Source organism: Corynebacterium sp. BF-R-2 (assembly GCF_024586525.1).
GTDB lineage: Bacteria > Actinomycetota > Actinomycetes > Mycobacteriales > Mycobacteriaceae > Corynebacterium > Corynebacterium singulare.
Map to the genome: position 1 here is coordinate 159,032 of NZ_JAMFTP010000006.1, position 18,173 is coordinate 177,204.

Consider the following 18,173-nt stretch of genomic DNA (forward strand, 5'->3'; position numbering starts at 1 on the left):
CCTCCCGCCTTCACTCAGGTGCCTGAGCTTAGCCTGCGACGCGGGTGAGCTCGGCAGACATGAAGGGGCGCATCTCGCCATCGACGAGGCGCTCATCGACCCAGCCGAGGTTGTTGTTTGGCATGAGACCGTACATGCGCTTGCCCGGGCCCAGGTTAGTCGGGCCAGTTTCGGTGACCATGGTGGAAGCGGATTCGAGCTGCCAGGCGCGCTCATTGAAGAGGGAGCCGTAGAAGATCTCGTTGATTCCATTAGAAGAGGTATAGGTCATTTCGATCTCATCTTTGAGGGAGATGCGCCAGAAACCGGTCTCGCGGACGTCGGGTCCGGTGGGGTTGCCCTCGGTATCGATCTTCCAGGTGCGGGAGGTGTAGGTCAGGTAGTTCTCACCATCGTGGGCGATAATCAGTTGCTGGCCAAAGGTGTACTGTTCACCGTCGGTGCTGTGAGCCTGGCCCTCACCCTGCCACACGCCAACAAGGGGGAGGAGCCCCAAGAGACCATCGTGCAAGGATGGGCCCTGCCGCAGGTTGGCGGTCTCATCCGGCAGCGGGTTCTCCGCCACGGTCACGGTGGGGATATTGCGCGAGGCGGCATCCTTCCATGCCTCCGCGGCCTGATTGACGGCCTCGTTGCCGTCAATCTTGGTGTTCTCCGGGTGCGCGCCGCGGCGGTCTTCGGGCTGGTTCTGGTTATTCGTCTGTTCGCTCATGCTGCCCCAGCGTAGTCGTGCCGCACCGACGCTCACCACTAGGCTCCAGTACTGTTGGGTGACATGCGCGTATTGCTCATTTCTAACCCGAATTCCACCAGCCAGAATGCAGCCCTCTTCCGAGAGGTGCTGCCCATCATTCGCGGTGTGGAAGGGCTTCGCCTGTTGACGCAGTTTACCCACTACCCAGGCCATGCAGAAGAGATGGTGGAGGGAATGACCAGGAAAGATTTCGATGTCATCCTGGCCTTCGGCGGGGACGGCACCGTCAATGAAATTGTCAACGGCCTCCTCGGGCCGGTGGATGGACGGGCCCACCCGTCGCCACAGGATATCCCAGCGTTGGCGGTGATTCCGACCGGTTCCGCCAACGTTTTTGTGCGCGCACTGGGGTTCCCCAACACACCGGTGGAAGCCGCGCACGTCTTGGCGCGCATGCTCGACCGCGACATTCGCCGCGAGGTGTTCCTTGGAACGTGGAATGACCGCTGGTTTGCTGTGAACGCCGGGTTCGGTTTGGACGCGGACGTTCTTGCCCGCGTGGATCGCGCTCGTGAGAAGGGCTTTTCGGCAACCCCGCTGCGCTATCTTGCAGTGGCTTTCCAGGCTTATCAGCGCGCCCGCGTACGTCCGCCGCGCATCAACGTGCGTGCAGTATCGCGTTCTGGACAAACCTTTGAGGCGGAGAACGTACCGCTCATGTTCACGTCCAACACTAACCCGTGGACCTTCTTGGGCCCACTTCCTGTGGTGACTAATCCACGCAACTCCTTCGACCAAGGTCTGGGCCTGTTCGGAGTCTCTGACCTTCACGGTTTCGATGGGTTGGTGGGAGTTCTCCACCTCTTTGGTGTGGATCACCGTCACTGGCTGAACAAAATCACGGATGCCCGTACATTGCACTTTGAGGATGCCGCCGAAGTGGACTTGGACTGCCCAAAGCCGCACCGCTTCCAGGCCGATGGTGAATCCGAAGGTACCTTCACCAAGGTGCACATCGAATCAGTGCCGAATGCGCTGGAAGTTTTCGCACCTATTGATCCGCGCCCAGCCTCACAGCGCACCATCCGGGAAGTGCTGCGGGACTTCATCCGCATCAAATAAGGCGCGTACCACGTACAGCGGTGGTGTGGACACCGGGGGTGGCACAATCCACGGCCCGTTAGTTTTGGCGCCAGCTGGGAGGCGTTGTTGGGGCGCTGCCCACTTCGTTGGCGGTGTCGTGGGCTTTTTGCGCCGCGTCCTCCACGGCTTTCTCCTCCGAGCCATCGATCTCGAGAGGGGAGAGCTGGGTTGCCTTCAACGTGATGTTGCGGCGCTGCACCTCAAAGGAAATTGATCCGCCGTGCAGCTTCACCGACGTTGCTTGTGACGGGAGCGGCAGTTGGCGAGTATCAAGCACTAGGCTGAAGGCTTTCTTGAGGCGTTCATCGTCAGTGCCATACACGCTCATTCGAAATTCCGGGCCGACGAGGCGCAGCGTGACAGCAGCCGTGGACTTGGTGGTATCACCGGGCAGTGTTCCGGTGAGTTCGGCCTCGGCGGATAAACCACCGGTGGGGGAGATGTTGTCGGGATTGGCAATGGATAAATCCGTGATGCCCAGCAAGCGGCCAAGTGCAACGCCATCGAGGCTGATGCTGCGCGTGTAGGTCGATACGGGTGAACCTTCTAAGTCACCGTTGAAGAGTTGTTCGGGGCTGATGGTGATATCACGCAGAGTGGTGGAGGCATTGACCATGCCGAGCTTGGGAACCTCGACGTCAGAGGAGTTGACCTCGATATAGGGAATCTCTGAAGTGACTGCCGCTGCGGTGAAGGGAACGCCGCCGATGTAGACATCGGGTGAGTTTTCGAGCTGTGAGCTGGCCTTTGCTTGTTGCGCCACGGTGTGTTCTGCATGCATGGCCACCGCAGAATCCGCCAGCCATGCGGCCAACACCACGCCTGCCACTGCGGCGAGGCGCACGGTGGTGCGGCTGAGATGGATGACGGTCACCCTTCTATTTCTACCGCACGTAGGCTGGGAAGCATGAATATTGAGAACAGCAGTCTGCCGCAGCACACAGACTTGGCTGAGCAGGTTGAACAACTTGCCCGTGCCGCTGCCGCCCAGGATGGCATTGATCCTCTGTCCGAGCAGTTTCTTCTCGGTCTGCGGGATACACGTCTGGGTCACGAGCACCTACTCGCCACGGAAGGGGATGAGATCGTGGGTGTCGCCGCGCGCGATGGGGAGTCGGTGGAGCTCGTCGTTGCGCCGCAGCACCGTGGCCGTGGCGTGGGGCAAGCGCTTGTCGCCGCTCTCCCGGACCATCCCCAGGTCTGGGCCCATGGCAACCTCCCGGCTGCGCAGGCACTTGCGAAGAAGTGTGGGATGGACGTTGTCAGACGCCTGCTCGTGATGAGTATTGAGGGCGAGGCACTGCGCGCGGCCGCGGCGTGGCCCTCCCTGTCTACGGGGCTCACGATTCTGTCCTATACGGAATCCGTCGAGCGCTACTGCCGCGAGCACGTGGAGACAGAGTGGGTCCGCGCTAACAATGAGGCCTTTTCCTGGCATCCGGAACAAGGCGGTTGGGATCTGGAACGACTGCACCGCGGCATGGAGGCCGAGTGGTTCGATCCGGACGACGTGCTTTTCCTGTGGGAGGAGGACGGCGCTGCCGCACCCAGCGAGCCAGCCACGATGGCAGGCTTCCACTGGCTGAAATGGCACACAGAGGACACTCCAGCTTTTGGTGAAGTCTATGTTGTCGGGCTTAGCCAGGACTACCGCGGGCGCCGATTGGGTGGCCCGTTGCTCACTGCCGGACTGCAGCGCATGCAGGATAAAGGTGCTGACAAGGTAATCCTGTATGTGGAGGCGGATAACCAGCCGGCGGTTAAGGCCTATGAACGTTTGGGCTTTTCTGTCGCGGAGGAACACTGCGTCTGGTCAGTAAGTGACTAGTCTCACGGCCTTTTGGTACAAGTTAACCGATTGTTCACCTCTTGATCCCTGTGTGGTTAACCCGCTCGGGATAGCTTTACCTCTCGTGAGTTAATCGTGCTCGCCCCGGTGGGGCAGTGGACGGTTTCCTCGGACAATCATTCTCTTGTATCCGCACCGGAAAGGTTTCCCGTGATTCGCAACTTCAAGCGCACCGCCGCTATCTTCGGCCTTGTCGCCGCTACCTCCACCGCTCTCGTAGCCTGCAACGACTCCAACGACTCTGGTTCTGACAAAGCTGAGGGTGGCTCTGACGCCGCCGAGACCAAGGAAGTCTCCGGCGACCTCTCCGGCGAAGGCGCTTCTTCCCAGAAGTCCGCTATGTCCGTCTTTGAGAAGGCTTTCCTGGGTGAGTACCCGGATGCTAACTTCTCCTACACCTCCTCCGGTTCCGGCGCTGGTGTTAAGGCCTTCAACGGCGGCACCGTAGACTTCGCCGGCTCTGACTCCGCTCTGAAGGAGGACAAGGGTGAGGTCGAGGCTGCCAAGGAGCGTTGCGGCGGCAACGATGCATGGCACCTGCCGACCACCATCGGTCCGGTAGCTATCGCTTACAACCTGGGTGACACTGAGGTCAACCTCTCCACCGACACCCTGGCCAAGATCTTCAAGGGTGAGATCACCAAGTGGAACGACGACGCCATCAAGGCTGAGAACGAGGGCACCGACCTGCCGGAGAAGGACATCACCGTCATCTTCCGTTCCGACGAGTCCGGTACCTCCGACAACTTCCAGAAGTTCCTGAAGTCCGCTACCGGCAACTGGGACTCCGAGGGCAAGCAGTTCCCTGACGCTGTCGGCGAGGGCGCTAACGGTTCCTCCGGTGTTGCTGACCAGGTTGCTTCCATTGACGGTGCCATCACCTACGTTGAGGCTGGCTACGCACACCAGAAGGAAGGCGACGGCGTCAAGATCGCCAAGATCGACTTCGGTAACGGCCCGGTTGAGCTCTCCTCCGAGTCCGTCGGCGTTGCCCTGGACCACCTGGCCTTCAAGGAGACCGGCTCCGAGCACAACATGGTCGTTGACTCCGAGAAGCTCTTCGCTTCCGACGACGAGGGTGCTTACCCGCTCATCCTGACCACCTACAACATCGTCTGCTCCGCTGGCTACGATGAGGAGACCTCCGCTCTGGTCAAGGCCTTCTTCAACACCGTTCTGGACAACCAGAACGAGGACCTGGAGAACGCCGGCTTCATCCCGGTCTCCGGCGACCACCTGGAGCGCCTGAAGGCTGCTGTTGACGCTATCCAGTAAGAGCGCTTAGCGCGTGATAGCTGCCGCTAGGCGCACTGCCTAGCACCGCTTTCGCCCCCAATCCGCCCGTTACGAGCGCTTTGGGGGCGCTGGCATGTCACATATTTTTAATTGCTTCCGTTGAAAAGGATTTCGTAGTCTCATGGCAGACAACAATCTCACTACGGCGTCGTCAGCCGAGGAGGACGTTATCGCAACGTCCCAGCCGGCAGTGTCGAAGAACGATGCCAACGTAGCAACCGAACCCGCTGTGAAGTCCGGCGTTAAGCGCCCGGGCGACCGCGTATTCGAGTTCCTCTCCACCGCTTCCGCGACGCTGATTACGGTGATGATCGCTGCCATCGCAGCCTTCCTGATCCTGCAGGCAGTGCCGTCCCTCGCCGTCAACGAGGGCGGCCTGTGGGGCTTCTTCACTTACGGTGAGCGCTGGGAGACCACCAACACCGACGCCATGAAGTTCGGTATCCCGACAATGTTCGGCTCCACCGTTCTCATCTCCGTGGTGGCGCTCATCATCGCGATGCCAGTCGCACTTGGTATCGCCATCTTCCTGTCCAACTACGCCCCGGCCAAGCTGGTCAAGCCGCTCGGCTTCCTGGTGGACATGCTCGCCGCTGTGCCGTCCATCGTGTACGGCCTCTGGGGCTGGCAGGTGCTCGGCCCGGCACTGTCCGGCCTGTACACCTGGATCCACTCCTGGGCTGGCGGATTCTTCCTGTTCAAGGTCTACGACAACTCCCCGAACTTTGCGACTGGCCGCAACATCCTGACCGGTGGCATCGTGCTGGCCGTGATGATCCTGCCGATCATCGCCGCCACCGCCCGCGAGGTCTTCGTGCAGACCCCTCCCGGCCAGGTCGAGTCCGCGCTGGCGCTGGGCGCTACCCGCTGGGAAGTTATCCGCATGACCGTCCTGCCGTTCGGTATGTCCGGCTACATCGCCGGCTCCATGCTGGGTCTGGGCCGTGCGCTGGGTGAGACCATGGCTCTCTACATGGTCGTCTCCCCGCTGGTGGACTTCCGCTTCTCCCTGTTCGACGGTGGTACGACCTTCGCTACCGCCATCGCCCTGGCAGCCGCCGAGTTTGGTAATGAGATGCGCGCCGGTGCCTACATCGCCGCAGGCCTCATGCTGTTCCTGCTGACCTTCCTGGTCAACGCCATTGCCCGCTCCATCGTGAAGAGCAAGTAAGGAGGGACGAAGAATGACTACGACTACGACTACCAATTCCGTCCCGGCCTCCTCCGGCCCGACCTTCCTGGATATCTCCGCCGGCCGTAAGGCCACCAACAACGTCGCCACGGTGTTGGTGTGGGTGACCATGATCATCGCCATGATCCCGCTGCTGTGGGTTCTCTATGAGCTCATCGCCCGCGGCGCCGGTGCAGTCATCTCGCCGGAGTGGTGGACCAGCTCCCAGCGCGGCATTCTCGATACCGAGGCTGGCGGCGGTGCCGCCCACGCCATCATCGGTACCTTCGTGCAGACCATCATCGCCACCATCATCTCGGTGCCGATTGGTATCTTCACCGCCATCTACCTGGTGGAGTACTCCAAGGGCGGCCTCCTGAGCCGTCTGACCACCTTCATGGTGGACATCCTCTCCGGTGTCCCGTCCATCGTTGCGGCGCTGTTCATCTTCGCCATGTGGATTACCATCTTTGGCTTCAAGCGCTCCGGCATGGCCGTGGCCCTGTCGCTGGTGCTGCTCATGATCCCGATTGTTGTCCGCAACACCGAGGAGATGCTCCGCGTGGTCCCGATGGACCTGCGTGAGGCGTCCTACGCGCTGGGCGTTCCCAAGTGGAAGACCATCGCCCGCATCGTTCTGCCGACCGCCCTGTCCGGCATCGTCACCGGCATCATGCTGGCCGTGGCCCGCATCATGGGTGAGTCCGCACCGGTCCTGGTGTTGGTCGGTTCCACGTCTTCCATCCACTGGGACCCGTTCAAGGGCGCACAGTCCTCCCTGCCGCTGATGATGCTGGACATGTACAAGTCTGGTGCACAGCCTGCCGTGCTGGACAAGCTGTGGGGTGCCGCGCTGACGCTGGTTATCCTCATCGCCGTCCTCAACATTGCCGCGCGCATCGTTTCGGCGAAGTTCTCGGTCAAGAAGTAACCGTAACCACTCTCTACTTACACACTAGGAGCATTACTCATGTCCAAGCTTGAGCTCAATGACGTGAACATCTACTACGGTGACTTCCACGCCGTACAGAACGTCAACATGCAGATCCCAGCGAAGGCCGTCACCGCGTTCATTGGCCCGTCCGGCTGCGGTAAGTCCACCGTGCTGCGCACCATTAACCGCATGCACGAGGTCATTCCGGGTGCTTACGTGAAGGGCCAGATTCTTCTGGACGGCCAGGATATCTACGGTCCCAAGGTGGACCCGGTGTCTGTTCGTAACACCATCGGCATGGTCTTCCAGAAGGCTAACCCGTTCCCGACCATGTCCATCGAGGACAACGTCGTTGCCGGCCTGAAGCTGTCCGGCGAGAAGAACAAGAAGAAGCTCAAGGAAGTTGCCGAGAAGTCCCTGCGCGGCGCTAACCTCTGGGACGAGGTCAAGGACCGCCTGGATAAGCCGGGCGGCGGCCTCTCCGGTGGTCAGCAGCAGCGTCTGTGCATCGCCCGCGCGATTGCCGTGGAGCCGGAAGTCCTCCTCATGGACGAGCCCTGCTCCGCGCTGGACCCGATTTCCACCCTGGCCGTGGAGGACCTCATCCACGAGCTGAAGGAGAACTTCACCATCGTTATCGTGACCCACAACATGCAGCAGGCAGCCCGTGTGTCCGATAAGACCGGCTTCTTCTCCCTGGAGGCCACCGGCAAGCCGGGCCACCTCGTGGAGTTCGATGACACCACCAAGATCTTCGAGAACCCGTCCAAGAAGGACACCGAAGACTACATCTCCGGCCGCTTCGGCTAAGCCGCAGAGATTCTTTCCACCGCAACGGCCCCCTCCCGGACCTCAAAGGTCTAGGAGGGGGCCGTTGGGTCGTTGTGGCTTCGTTGTGGGCGGAACGTGCGAGATGCTGTGCGGCGTTTCCCAGGCTGAGCCGTGCGAACAACCTAGCGCTGTTAGCGGTGGAACTGGCGCTCGAGCTCAGCCATACGGGCCTCCATGTCTGCCTCGCGCTTTTCTTCATCACGCTTGTGCATGTAGCGCTCAGGATCCAAACCCGTGGCGAGGTAAATGATGCGGCCAGCAGCGGATGCGCAGTGGTCGGCGAAGCGCTCGTAGTAACGAGAAAGCTGCGACGTCTCGACTGCCTGGCGGACGGAGCCATTCCACTCACGCTGGGTCAACATGCGCAACAGGTGGTGGTTGATGTCATCAACGGCGTCGTCGTCCTCGGTGAGATGCAGCGCGAGTTCCGGGTCGCGGGTGATGAGGAGCTCCTTGAGGCCCAAGGACATGTCCAGAACGAGGCGCGCGTACTCCTCGAAGAAACCCAAAATTTCCGTGGGAACGACGATCTCAGGGTGTCGGCGGCGTGCGCTCGTGGCAATGTGCTGGGCTAAGCGGCCCATGCGGTAGTAATCCTCCACGATGTAGATAGAGGAGATGACCTGGCGGAGATCCTTGGCCATGGGGTTCTCCAAGGCCAAGAGGGAGACCGCGCGGTCCTCGCAGCGTTCGCGCACTTCATCGAGGTCTTCGCGCAGTGAGAGGGCCTCCTCGGCTGGCTGGAGGGCGCCCTCAAGCAGGGCCTGGGAGGCTAGAGTCATCAATTTGTGGACAGTATCGCTCATGATGATCAGGTCATGGGCAAAGTTATCCAGCTGTTCACGGTAAGCGGCGCGCATGGCCTGTAGCCTAACTGATTTTTTGGTCTAGCGCTCGGTGAAGAACTCTGCAGGGAGGTATGTGCAACTTTTGGTGACCCTCTATTAGCCGCCAGAGTGCATCAACTCTGCACCCTCGGGCACAGTCGCATCCTCCGGATCGTCGAGCCAGCCCTCAGGAAGGACTACCTTGGCGGGGGATCCTTGGCGGCCACGGGCACCATCGGCGTCGTCGGCAAGCGCAGGCGAGTCGGACCACGGTGCGAGGAGTTCGCGCAGATCCTCAAGGGAATTAACGCGCGAGAGACCCGCCCGAACCTCGCCGCCGACAGGGAATCCACGGAGGTACCAGCCAATGTGCTTACGGATATCGCGGCTGGCCTGGCGCTCGCCCTCGTGCTGCGCCAAGAGCTCCGCGTGGCGGGTCATGATCCGGGTGACCTCGCCGAGCGTGGGCTCAGACGGGACTGGTTCGCCGCGCAGGTGTGCGGACAGCTCCGCGAACAGCCACGGCCTACCCAAACAGCCGCGCCCGACGACGACGCCGTCGCAGCCGGTCTGCGCCATCATGGCGTGGGCGTCGCTGGCCTTGAAGATATCGCCGTTGCCCAGCACCGGAATACCGGTATCGGCCAGGTGCTCCTTGAGGCGTGCAATCTCGTTCCAGTCAGCATGGCCGGAGTAGCGCTGTGCTGCGGTGCGGCCGTGGAGAGCGACTGCCGACGCCCCTTCCTCCACCGCAATGCGTCCCGCGTCAAGGTGTGTGTGGTGCTCATCGTCGATGCCCACGCGCATCTTCACCGTCACAGGGATATCGGTGCCCTCGGTGGCCTTAACCGCTGCTGCCACAATATTGCCGAAAAGGCGACGTTTATACGGCAGAGCCGAGCCGCCACCGCGGCGTGTCACCTTAGGCACCGGGCAACCAAAGTTCATGTCAATGTGGTCCGCCAGATTTTCATCCACAATCATCTTCGCAGCCTTATAGGTGTACTCCGGATCCACGGTGTACAGCTGCAGGGAGCGCGGATTCTCCTGCGGATCGAAGGTGGTCATATGCATGGTTTTCGGGTTGCGCTCCACGAGTGCTCGGGCAGTAACCATTTCGCACACATAGAGTCCGGATACGGTTCCGGTTTTTTCGATCTCTTGCTCGCGGCACAGCACGCGAAAAGCCACGTTGGTCACGCCAGCCATGGGGGCGAGAACAACGGGGGAAGTGAGCTGAATTTTTCCGATCGCAAGAGTCACGCAGCTCATTGTGCGCGGTAGGAGGGTGGGGTGGCAAATTGGCGCGCGGCCACGATTGGCTCGGGCACAGTGTGGGAATCGGGGACAGAGAGGGGATGCACAGTTTTGCGAAGAGTGCGGTAAACTCTCCACACATTCGCTAATGTGGTGCATGTAACTAAGTGGATAGCGCCGTAACCTAGGCCCTTTCCGTACACAAAGGAGGATTTAATGTCTGAGAGAATCGCGTACGCGCCGTTTGAGAAGCTTGTTATGAGCGCTGACGAGGCTGCACAGTTTGTCAATCACGGTGACCGTGTGGGTATCTCCGGCTTTACCGGTGCCGGCTACCCCAAGGCCCTGCCCACCGCTATTGCTGAGAAGGCTAAGGCTGCTCACGAGGCTGGCGAGGAATTTAAGATTGATGTATTCTCCGGCGCCTCCACCGCTCCGGATTGCGATGGTGTGCTGGCAGAGGCCAACGCCATCCGCTTCCGTTCCCCGTACAACTCCGATCCGGCTCTGCGTAACCGCTTTAACGACGGCTCGGCCCTCTACCAGGACATCCACCTGTCCCACTCGGGCCAGCAGGTCGAAGAGGGCTTCTACGGTGATTTCCAGGTAGCGATCATTGAGGCCGTGCGCATCGATGAAAACGGCAACATCGTTCCGTCCTCCGCCGTGGGTAACAACCTTGAGTACATCGATGCAGCTGACAAGATCATCATCGAGGTCAACGAGTGGCAGTCCGAGAACCTCGAGGGCATGCACGACATTTACAAGATTGAAAAGCTGCCGAACCGTCAGCCGATTCCGATCACCAAGCCGGCCGATCGCGTAGGCACCACCTACATTGAGATTCCGGAAGAGAAGGTCGTGGCCGTTGTCAAGACCGACGCCCCAGACCGCAACGCACCGTTTAAGGCTCCGGACGAGATCTCCGAGAAGATCGCTGCAAACTTCATCGAGTTCCTTGAGGGCGAGGTTGCCGCTGGTCGCCTCGAATATGACAAGTTCATCATGCAGTCCGGCGTGGGTAACGTGCCGAACGCCGTGATGGCCGGCCTGCTGGACTCCAAGTTTGAGAACATTCAGGCGTACACCGAGGTTATCCAGGACGGCATGCTCGACCTTATTGACGCTGGAAAGATGACCGTCGCTTCCGCTACCTCCTTCGCGCTGTCCCCGGAGTACGCAGACAAGATGAACGCTGAGGCTGAGCGCTACGCCAAGCACATCATCCTGCGCCCGCAGCAGGTGTCCAACCACCCGGAGGTTATCCGCCGCGTGGGCCTGATTTCCTCCAACGGCATGATTGAGGGCGACATCTACGGCAACATCAACTCCACCAACGTCTCCGGCTCCCGCATCATGAACGGTACCGGTGGCTCCGGTGACTTCACCCGTAACGCGTACATCTCCACCTTCGTCTCCCCGTCGGTAGCTAAGGATGGTGCAATCTCCGCCATCGTTCCGTTCGTGTCCCACACCGACCACACTGAGCACGACACCATGGTCATCATCACCGAGTACGGTGTTGCCGACTTGCGTGGCCTGGCCCCGAAGGAGCGTGTGGAGAAGGTCATCGCCGTGGCTCACCCGGACTACCGTCCGCTGCTGGAGGAGTACTTCGAGCGTGCGAAGGAAAACAAGTTCCAGCACACCCCGCACGACCTGAAGACCGCCTTTGAATTCCAGGTGAACTTCATGGAGAAGGGTGACATGCGCGGTTAATAAGCGCGCTCTACCGTGGCCTTCACTGCTGAAGTGGGGGCCATTTCCTTTTCTTCAAGCCCACCGACTACTATGGAAGGGCGTTGGGCCTTTAGCTCAGTTGGTAGAGCTACGGACTTTTAATCCGCAGGTCGCGGGTTCGAGCCCCGCAGGGCCCACGGTGGAGCCGCCTTCGGGCGGCTCTTTCCAGTTTTACCGGTTAGCTCTTGACCAGCTTCCGAATGGCGCGCATAGCCTCCTCAAGCTTCTCTGCGGCCACATGCTCATCTTCGGCGGCAGCTCCGGCCACACAGTGCTCAATATGGTCCTCAAGGAGCGCGAGGGAGACGTTCTCGAGGGCAGAGGTTACCGCTGAGATTTGGGTGATGATGTCAATGCAGTACTGGTCTTCATCAATCATGCGATGAATACCGCGAGTCTGGCCTTCGATGCGCTTGAGGCGGGCCAAATATCTAGCCTTCTGCTCACTATCGGAGTTATAGCCATGCACACCGGGCTCGTGGCACGAGCAGGTTTCGCGCTGTTCAGCCATGGTTTTCTGCCTCTCTGTCGGGGCGATTTGGTCAACTGAGGATATCTCCAGTATATTTTTACGAAGTTGCCTGAACGGCAACGGGCCCCCATCGTCTAGCGGCCTAGGACACCGCCCTTTCACGGCGGCGGCACGGGTTCGAATCCCGTTGGGGGTACCAACACCTCTGTGTTGGTAGATATGTGAATATTTGGCCCTGTGGCGCAGTTGGTTAGCGCGCCGCCCTGTCACGGCGGAGGTCGCGGGTTCAAGTCCCGTCAGGGTCGCCATCGGCACGCCCCGAAGCATCGTTGTGTATGACGAGCTTCGGGGCGTGAGTCGTTTTCTGTTGTTCGACGATCTGCGGTTGGGGAAGAAGATGGCGGAGGATCGACTAACTCCTTGCGGGCGGCTTAAGGGGTGGTTCCTCTATCGGGGAAGAGTTTTAGGTCTAGGGCGAATGACAGCGGTGCAACGACAATGGTTGGAAACCTTCGAAAAGTTCTATTGACGTGCTGATTTGGTGAGTTTCTTAACCCTTGTGTAGAGTACTTATTCGTGCCCAGCGCACAAGAGATAATTAAAAATGGCCCTGTGGCGCAGTTGGTTAGCGCGCCGCCCTGTCACGGCGGAGGTCGCGGGTTCAAGTCCCGTCAGGGTCGCCGAAGTCCTTGTGGCTTCTGGCCAGATAGCTCAGTCGGTAGAGCACACGCCTGAAAAGTGTGGGGTCGCCAGTTCGATCCTGGCTCTGGCCACAAGAGAAAACCCCTTCCAGAAATGGAGGGGGTTCTTTTGTTGTTTGATTGTCCCGTACTGCTTTTTTGGTTTAATGGGGACTATGACTACTTCAGTTGCGCACCAAACCGATCAGTCCCGTTTCGTTATTACCGTCGATGGCGAAGAGGCAGGCTTCGCCGAGTACGCCGATACTGCGACAACACGCGAATTCCACCACACCGAAATCTATGAGGCCTTCCAAGGGCAGGGACTGTCCAAGCCTCTTATCAAGGCTGCTTTGGATGATGACTCCACCGCTGCTCGCCAGGTTGTCCCCACGTGCAGCGCAGTGGCCGGTTTCATTGCGAAGAACCCCGAATACCAGCCGCTCACCACTCGTGAGGGCAACCTCTAGATGTAGTAGTCCGGGTCCACCAGCTTGATGCACTCTTCCTTCTTACGAGGGCGGTTGGTGGCAGGGATTCCCGTGGCGATGTGATTCGGCGGCACATCCTTCGTCACGACGGCGTTAGCGCCCACAGCCGAGCCTTCGCCCACCGTGATAGGGCCGAGTACCTTGGCGCCCGCACCAATCGTGACGTTGTCCTCAATGGTGGGGTGGCGCTTGGTTTGCGTGAGCACCTGGCCGCCCAGCGTCACACCGTGATAAAGCATGACGCCATCACCAATCTCAGCAGTCTCACCAATGACAATTCCCATGCCATGGTCGATGAAGAAGCGGCGACCAATGGTGGCGCCGGGGTGAATTTCAACGCCGGTAAAGAAGCGGTTTATTTGCGCTAAAATTCGGGCCGGGCTTCGCCATCCACGCTTCCACATTCGGTGCGAAATACGGTGTGACCAGATGGCATGAAGGCCGGAATAAACTACAGCATTTTCGATGTCGCCACGCGCCGCCGGGTCATGCTCGCGGGCATTGGCGAGGTCTTCGCGGATCATCCTCAAAATGTGCATGCGAACCATCCTATCTAGAAAGAAAAAGCGCCCCCCTAGCACAGAGGGCGCTTGTCATTGTTAACTATGAGAGGTCGCAGCGTGGTGGTACGTGTTGCGACCACTACCGATTAGGCCTCGCGGATGTCCTCGAAGAGGATGGTGGAGACGTAGCGCTCACCAAAGTCCGGAGCAACCACCACGATGGTCTTGCCCTTGAACTCGTCACGTGCAGCCAGCTTCAGGGCAGCGGAGACGTTGGCGCCGGAAGAAATGCCCACGAGAAGGCCTTCCTCGGTAGCGAGCTTGCGTGCGGTGGAGACGGATTCCTCGGTGGTTGCGGTGAGAACCTCGTTGAGAATCTCGCGGTCGAGAACCTCCGGCACGAAGTTGGCGCCGATACCCTGGATCTTGTGCGGACCAGCCTTGCCCTCGGACAGAACCGGGGAATCGGAAGGCTCGACAGCAACGAGGTACGTATCCGGGTTCTGGGAACGCAGGTAGCGGCCGACACCGGTGACGGTGCCGCCGGTGCCGACGCCGGCAACGAAGGCGTCGACCTTGCCTTCAGCGTCATCCCAGATCTCCGGGCCGGTGGTCGCCTCGTGGACCTTTGGGTTAGCCTCATTAGCGAACTGGGAGGCCAGGATGGCGTTCGGGGTTTCGGCAATAATTTCGTTTGCCTTTTCTACTGCACCCTTCATGCCAGCAGCGCCCGGAGTCAGGACAATTTCAGCGCCGTAGGCGCGGAGCAGCACCTTACGCTCGTTGGACATGGTTTCCGGCATGGTAAGGATGACCTTGTAGCCCTGTGCCGCACCGACGAGAGCCAGGCCGATACCGGTATTGCCGGAGGTAGCCTCTACGATGGTGCCGCCCGGCTTGAGCTCGCCGGATTCCACGGCAGCGTCGACAATCGCCTTGGCAATGCGGTCCTTCACAGAGTTTGCTGGGTTAAAAGACTCAACCTTGACCAGCACCTCAGCGCCAAGGCCCTCGGTCAGGCGGTTAAGGCGCACGAGCGGGGTACCGCCGATGGTCTCCAGAATGTTGTTGTAAACAGTCACGATGTGGACTCCCTCATAAATTTGTTCTGACGTACAGCAGACACCTTACACCCCGCTAGTAGACAAAGTGGTATATAAATTCTGAACAGAGCATTCGGGCATCGGGTGTGGGATTTGGATGCGGCGAGCTGCGTGGCGCGATTTAGAATTACCCCCGTCGGCCGGTTATACTTCACAAACAGTGTTCGCCTACCCCCGTTTACGGCGGGGGATTTGGGTGCACCTGCTGGTTACCCCCGAGTAAGAGAGAGTCTCATGGAGCCGCATCGACTCAAGGATGATGACGAGGCTGTACGCGCAGCGCTGTCGTCGCTGAAGACTGCTACGGGTATTCCCGTCACTATGTACGGAACCCTGCTGCCGGATAATCGCTTGCAGATTACCCAGTGGGTAGGCCTGCGTACTCCGGCATTGCAAAACTTGGTTATCGACGCCAACGTGGGCGTCGGCGGGCGCGTAGTTAGCACCCGCCGGGCAGTCGGTGTTTCTGATTACACCCGTGCCACGACGATTAGCCATGAGAATGACCGCTACATTCAGGACGAAGGCCTGCACTCCATTGTGGCAGTGCCTGTGACTGTCCAGCGTGAGATCCGCGGCGTCCTCTATGTCGGCGTCCATTCCCCGGTGCGCTTGGGTGACAAAGTCATTGAAGAGGTCACCATGACCGCTCGCTGCCTCGAGCAGGATCTCGCTGTGAACTCTGCACTTCGCCGTGCTGATGGCGGCAAGGGTGGCGCTGCCCGCGGCCACGTCATGAACGGTGCCGAGTGGGAGCAGGTGCGTTCTACGCACTCTAAGCTGCGCATGCTGGCTAACCGCGTGTCTGATGAGGATTTGCGCAAGGAACTTGAGGCTCTGTGTGACCAGATGGTTTCCCCAGTCCGCGTCAAGCAGTCCACTAAGCTGTCCGCCCGCGAGCTCGATGTTCTCTCGTGCGTGGCTCTTGGCCACACCAACGTGGAAGCGGCCGAGGAGATGGGAATCGGTGCCGAGACCGTGAAGTCTTATCTGCGCTCTGTCATGCGTAAACTCGGAGCTCATACCCGTTATGAAGCGGTGAATGCAGCCCGCCGTATCGGCGCGCTGCCCTGATCATAGGTAAGTTGGGTGGGCGTGAAAGACCAATTTATTGTCAATGGTGGGGCGCGCCTGCACGGCACCGTCAAGGTGGACGGTGCCAAGAACAGTGTGCTGAAGCTTATGGCTGCAGCGTTGTTGGCGGAAGGCACCACCACGCTGACCAACTGTCCTGAGATTCTCGATGTCCCCCTCATGCGCAAGGTCCTCGAGGGCCTTGGCTGCTCGGTGGAGATTGAGGGACACACGGTGCGCATTACGACTCCCGCCGAGCTCCATTCCAACGCGGACTTCGACGCCGTGCGTCAGTTCCGCGCATCTGTGTGTGTGCTCGGCCCCCTCACGTCGCGGTGTGGCCACGCCAAAGTGGCGCTTCCCGGCGGTGATGCCATCGGCTCTCGCCCCCTTGATATGCACCAATCCGGCTTGGAAAAGCTCGGCGCCCAAACCCGTATTGAACACGGCGCTGTTGTTGCTGAGGCCGAACACCTTCGTGGAGCCAGCATCAAGCTTGACTTCCCTTCGGTCGGTGCAACAGAGAACATCTTGACCGCGGCGGTCCTCGCTGAGGGTGAAACGCAACTGCACAACGCTGCCCGCGAGCCCGAAATTGTGGATCTCTGTCTCATGCTCAAGCAGATGGGTGCGGATATTGAAGGTGAAGGTACATCCACTATCACCATTAGGGGAGTGGAGAAGCTGCACCCCACCGAACATGAGGTTATCGGTGACCGCATCGTTGCCGGTACGTGGGCCTACGCGGCGGTGATGACGCAGGGTGACATTACTGTCGGCGGTATTGCACCGAAGCACCTCCACCTCCCCCTGGAGAAACTCAAGTCTGCCGGTGCTGATGTTGACGCCTACGTCAATGGCTTCCGCGTGCGCATGAACCGTCGGCCTTCTGCCGTGGACTATCAGACGTTGCCGTATCCAGGATTCCCCACGGATCTTCAGCCCATAGCCATTGGTCTGTCCGCGGTCGCGGAGGGTACTTCCATCATCACGGAGAATGTATTTGAGTCTCGCTTTCGGTTCGTCGATGAGATGCTGCGTCTCGGTGCGGATGCACAGGTCGACGGCCACCATGTGGTGATCCGTGGTCAGGAGCGATTGTCTTCTACCCATGTGTGGAGTTCCGATATTCGCGCTGGAGCGGGTCTTGTACTGTCCGCTTTGTGCGCTGATGAGACAACGACGGTGCACGATGTCTTCCACATCGACCGCGGTTATCCCAATTTCGTCGAGAACCTCCAGGCTCTGGGCGCCACTATCGAGCGCACTCAAGAGGAAACGCTCTACTAAAAAGCAGTGCACTAAAGGGCATTGCTTGGCGACGTCTCCCCGGTCCAACCCCACGGTTGTACTGGGGATTTGTTGTTTGTTGGGGGTGTGCGTATATTTATGCGGGTCGCCGCGAGGTAGCCGGGAGGTTAACTGGTGGTAGATGCTGGACGGTTTGTTTGGCTGCCTGCTGGGTTGGTTTTGACTTGTGTGGGTTGGTTGGGTAGGCTTGTTCGGGCCGCTTGCGGGAGGTTAACGTTTGGTTAATTTTCTTGTGGTGTGCGGATGATGTGTGAGAACTCAATAGTGTGCCAATGTACTTTTTTGTGTTGGTTGGTTTTTATTGTTCTGGCTGTGTTGTGCTGTGTGTGCGGCATGGTTGGTGTATGCCGGATGGCGCTTTTTCAAGCGGCGTCATTGTAAATAACAGTAAGTTGTTTGGGCGTATTGATTTAAATCTTCTAACGTGGCCAGCCTCCTGTATCCCCGTCGGGTTGGGGGTTGGTTGTTGATTTTTTCTTTATGTAATTTTTGGATGTGCCAGTTCAGATGATGCTGCTTTTGTGGTGGTGTTGTTTGTGTTGGTTTGTCTTTTTGTCTAGGTTTGGGCTTTTCACGGCCTTTTTTGTGGAGAGTTTGATCCTGGCTCAGGACGAACGCTGGCGGCGTGCTTAACACATGCAAGTCGAACGGAAAGGCCTCAGCTTGCTGGGGTACTCGAGTGGCGAACGGGTGAGTAACACGTGGGTGATCTGCCTTGTACTCTGGGATAAGCTTGGGAAACTGGGTCTAATACCGGATAGGAACTGCCTTTAGTGTGGTGGTTGGAAAGTTTTTTC

General features: G+C 59.3%; 17 protein-coding genes, 5 tRNA genes and 1 rRNA gene. 16 read left to right on the plus strand and 7 right to left on the minus strand.

Translation table 11 applies throughout. The features are described from left to right. Window positions 1-28: 28 nt before the first annotated feature. Window positions 29-712 carry an FABP family protein gene (locus tag M5J09_RS05780; RefSeq protein WP_042532199.1) on the minus strand — a complete coding sequence of 228 codons (684 nt, stop codon included), beginning with the start codon at window positions 710-712 and terminating at the stop codon, window positions 29-31. A 63-nt stretch (window positions 713-775) separates the two neighbouring features. Here M5J09_RS05780 and M5J09_RS05785 point away from each other — a divergent pair, with 63 nt between their 5' ends. Then, on the plus strand, window positions 776-1,816 hold the full coding sequence (locus M5J09_RS05785) for a diacylglycerol kinase family protein (RefSeq protein WP_257157266.1): 1,041 nt from the start codon (window positions 776-778) through the stop codon (window positions 1,814-1,816). A gap of 58 nt (window positions 1,817-1,874) precedes the next feature. Here M5J09_RS05785 and M5J09_RS05790 read toward each other — a convergent pair whose 3' ends face one another. Further along, window positions 1,875-2,711, minus strand: a complete 837-nt coding sequence (locus M5J09_RS05790; RefSeq protein WP_257157267.1) for a DUF2993 domain-containing protein — start codon at window positions 2,709-2,711, stop codon at window positions 1,875-1,877. A 33-nt stretch (window positions 2,712-2,744) separates the two neighbouring features. Here M5J09_RS05790 and mshD point away from each other — a divergent pair, with 33 nt between their 5' ends. The 5 genes from mshD to pstB all read left to right on the plus strand — a co-directional run bounded on the left by mshD (window position 2,745) and on the right by pstB (window position 7,897). Beyond that, window positions 2,745-3,665 (plus strand): mycothiol synthase, encoded by a 921-nt coding sequence (mshD, locus tag M5J09_RS05795; protein ID WP_257157268.1) that lies wholly within the window; start codon window positions 2,745-2,747, stop codon window positions 3,663-3,665. A 171-nt stretch (window positions 3,666-3,836) separates the two neighbouring features. Continuing rightward, window positions 3,837-4,961, plus strand: a complete 1,125-nt coding sequence (gene pstS, locus M5J09_RS05800) for a phosphate ABC transporter substrate-binding protein PstS (RefSeq protein WP_257157269.1) — start codon at window positions 3,837-3,839, stop codon at window positions 4,959-4,961. Window positions 4,962-5,103: 142 nt separating this feature from the next. Next, window positions 5,104-6,153: a phosphate ABC transporter permease subunit PstC gene (gene pstC / locus M5J09_RS05805; RefSeq protein WP_239181157.1), complete on the plus strand. Its 1,050-nt coding sequence runs from the start codon at window positions 5,104-5,106 to the stop codon at window positions 6,151-6,153. A gap of 13 nt (window positions 6,154-6,166) precedes the next feature. Beyond that, entirely contained in the window at window positions 6,167-7,084 is a 918-nt protein-coding gene (gene pstA, locus M5J09_RS05810; RefSeq protein WP_239181156.1) for a phosphate ABC transporter permease PstA, read from the plus strand. A 39-nt stretch (window positions 7,085-7,123) separates the two neighbouring features. Next, complete coding sequence (gene pstB, locus M5J09_RS05815; RefSeq protein WP_239181155.1) at window positions 7,124-7,897, plus strand: phosphate ABC transporter ATP-binding protein PstB; 774 nt, start codon at window positions 7,124-7,126, stop codon at window positions 7,895-7,897. A 152-nt stretch (window positions 7,898-8,049) separates the two neighbouring features. Here the strand turns inward: pstB and phoU are convergent, their stop codons facing one another. Continuing rightward, window positions 8,050-8,778 (minus strand): phosphate signaling complex protein PhoU, encoded by a 729-nt coding sequence (phoU, locus tag M5J09_RS05820; protein ID WP_257157270.1) that lies wholly within the window; start codon window positions 8,776-8,778, stop codon window positions 8,050-8,052. An 84-nt stretch (window positions 8,779-8,862) separates the two neighbouring features. Then, window positions 8,863-10,008, minus strand: a complete 1,146-nt coding sequence (dusB, locus tag M5J09_RS05825) for a tRNA dihydrouridine synthase DusB (protein WP_042532179.1) — start codon at window positions 10,006-10,008, stop codon at window positions 8,863-8,865. Between the two features lie 210 nt (window positions 10,009-10,218). Here dusB and M5J09_RS05830 point away from each other — a divergent pair, with 210 nt between their 5' ends. Then, the gene (locus M5J09_RS05830) at window positions 10,219-11,721 is read left to right on the plus strand and encodes an acetyl-CoA hydrolase/transferase family protein (protein WP_042532177.1); all 1,503 of its coding nucleotides are present in this window, start codon (window positions 10,219-10,221) and stop codon (window positions 11,719-11,721) included. A gap of 85 nt (window positions 11,722-11,806) precedes the next feature. Then, window positions 11,807-11,879: transfer RNA gene (locus M5J09_RS05835), tRNA-Lys, on the plus strand. A 41-nt stretch (window positions 11,880-11,920) separates the two neighbouring features. Here the strand turns inward: M5J09_RS05835 and M5J09_RS05840 are convergent. Continuing rightward, a complete protein-coding gene (locus M5J09_RS05840) occupies window positions 11,921-12,253 on the minus strand; it encodes a metal-sensitive transcriptional regulator (protein ID WP_070537272.1) in 333 nt (110 codons plus the stop codon). Between the two features lie 84 nt (window positions 12,254-12,337). Between M5J09_RS05840 and M5J09_RS05845 the strand changes: the two genes are divergently transcribed. The 5 genes from M5J09_RS05845 (at window position 12,338) to M5J09_RS05865 (ending at window position 13,364) form a co-directional block, all read left to right on the plus strand. Next, window positions 12,338-12,413 (plus strand) — tRNA-Glu (locus tag M5J09_RS05845). A gap of 32 nt (window positions 12,414-12,445) precedes the next feature. Further along, window positions 12,446-12,522 (plus strand) — tRNA-Asp (locus M5J09_RS05850). A 298-nt stretch (window positions 12,523-12,820) separates the two neighbouring features. Beyond that, a tRNA-Asp gene (locus M5J09_RS05855) sits at window positions 12,821-12,894 on the plus strand. 20 nt (window positions 12,895-12,914) lie between these two features. Beyond that, window positions 12,915-12,987 (plus strand) — tRNA-Phe (locus M5J09_RS05860). Between the two features lie 83 nt (window positions 12,988-13,070). Further along, the gene (locus tag M5J09_RS05865; RefSeq protein WP_168162209.1) at window positions 13,071-13,364 is read left to right on the plus strand and encodes a GNAT family N-acetyltransferase; all 294 of its coding nucleotides are present in this window, start codon (window positions 13,071-13,073) and stop codon (window positions 13,362-13,364) included. Here the strand turns inward: M5J09_RS05865 and epsC are convergent. After that, window positions 13,361-13,924 (minus strand): serine O-acetyltransferase EpsC, encoded by a 564-nt coding sequence (gene epsC, locus M5J09_RS05870; protein WP_257157271.1) that lies wholly within the window; start codon window positions 13,922-13,924, stop codon window positions 13,361-13,363. The genes M5J09_RS05865 and epsC overlap by 4 nt on opposite strands. A 110-nt stretch (window positions 13,925-14,034) precedes the next feature. Further along, window positions 14,035-14,973, minus strand: a complete 939-nt coding sequence (gene cysK / locus M5J09_RS05875) for a cysteine synthase A (protein ID WP_308937010.1) — start codon at window positions 14,971-14,973, stop codon at window positions 14,035-14,037. A gap of 252 nt (window positions 14,974-15,225) precedes the next feature. Here cysK and ramA point away from each other — a divergent pair, with 252 nt between their 5' ends. From ramA to M5J09_RS05890, 3 genes are all read left to right on the plus strand, one after another. Next, window positions 15,226-16,065 (plus strand): acetate metabolism transcriptional regulator RamA, encoded by an 840-nt coding sequence (gene ramA / locus M5J09_RS05880; RefSeq protein WP_039676486.1) that lies wholly within the window; start codon window positions 15,226-15,228, stop codon window positions 16,063-16,065. A gap of 21 nt (window positions 16,066-16,086) precedes the next feature. Beyond that, on the plus strand, window positions 16,087-17,355 hold the full coding sequence (gene murA / locus M5J09_RS05885; protein ID WP_042533432.1) for a UDP-N-acetylglucosamine 1-carboxyvinyltransferase: 1,269 nt from the start codon (window positions 16,087-16,089) through the stop codon (window positions 17,353-17,355). A gap of 603 nt (window positions 17,356-17,958) precedes the next feature. Further along, window positions 17,959-18,173: ribosomal RNA gene (locus M5J09_RS05890) — 16S ribosomal RNA — on the plus strand; the annotation flags it as partial.

Excerpts from the sequence above, each read along its gene's own strand:
- pstC (WP_239181157.1), top strand. The coding sequence starts at position 5,104 with ATGGCAGACAACAATCTCACTACGGCGTCGTCAGCCGAGGAGGACGTT.
- M5J09_RS05865 (WP_168162209.1), top strand. The coding sequence starts at position 13,071 with ATGACTACTTCAGTTGCGCACCAAACCGATCAGTCCCGTTTCGTTATT.
- M5J09_RS05780 (WP_042532199.1), bottom strand. The coding sequence starts at position 712 with ATGAGCGAACAGACGAATAACCAGAACCAGCCCGAAGACCGCCGCGGC.
- M5J09_RS05830 (WP_042532177.1), top strand. The coding sequence starts at position 10,219 with ATGTCTGAGAGAATCGCGTACGCGCCGTTTGAGAAGCTTGTTATGAGC.
- ramA (WP_039676486.1), top strand. The coding sequence starts at position 15,226 with ATGGAGCCGCATCGACTCAAGGATGATGACGAGGCTGTACGCGCAGCG.
- M5J09_RS05840 (WP_070537272.1), bottom strand. The coding sequence starts at position 12,253 with ATGGCTGAACAGCGCGAAACCTGCTCGTGCCACGAGCCCGGTGTGCAT.
- pstA (WP_239181156.1), top strand. The coding sequence starts at position 6,167 with ATGACTACGACTACGACTACCAATTCCGTCCCGGCCTCCTCCGGCCCG.
- phoU (WP_257157270.1), bottom strand. The coding sequence starts at position 8,778 with ATGCGCGCCGCTTACCGTGAACAGCTGGATAACTTTGCCCATGACCTG.
- pstB (WP_239181155.1), top strand. The coding sequence starts at position 7,124 with ATGTCCAAGCTTGAGCTCAATGACGTGAACATCTACTACGGTGACTTC.
- mshD (WP_257157268.1), top strand. The coding sequence starts at position 2,745 with ATGAATATTGAGAACAGCAGTCTGCCGCAGCACACAGACTTGGCTGAG.
- epsC (WP_257157271.1), bottom strand. The coding sequence starts at position 13,924 with ATGCACATTTTGAGGATGATCCGCGAAGACCTCGCCAATGCCCGCGAG.
- M5J09_RS05785 (WP_257157266.1), top strand. The coding sequence starts at position 776 with ATGCGCGTATTGCTCATTTCTAACCCGAATTCCACCAGCCAGAATGCA.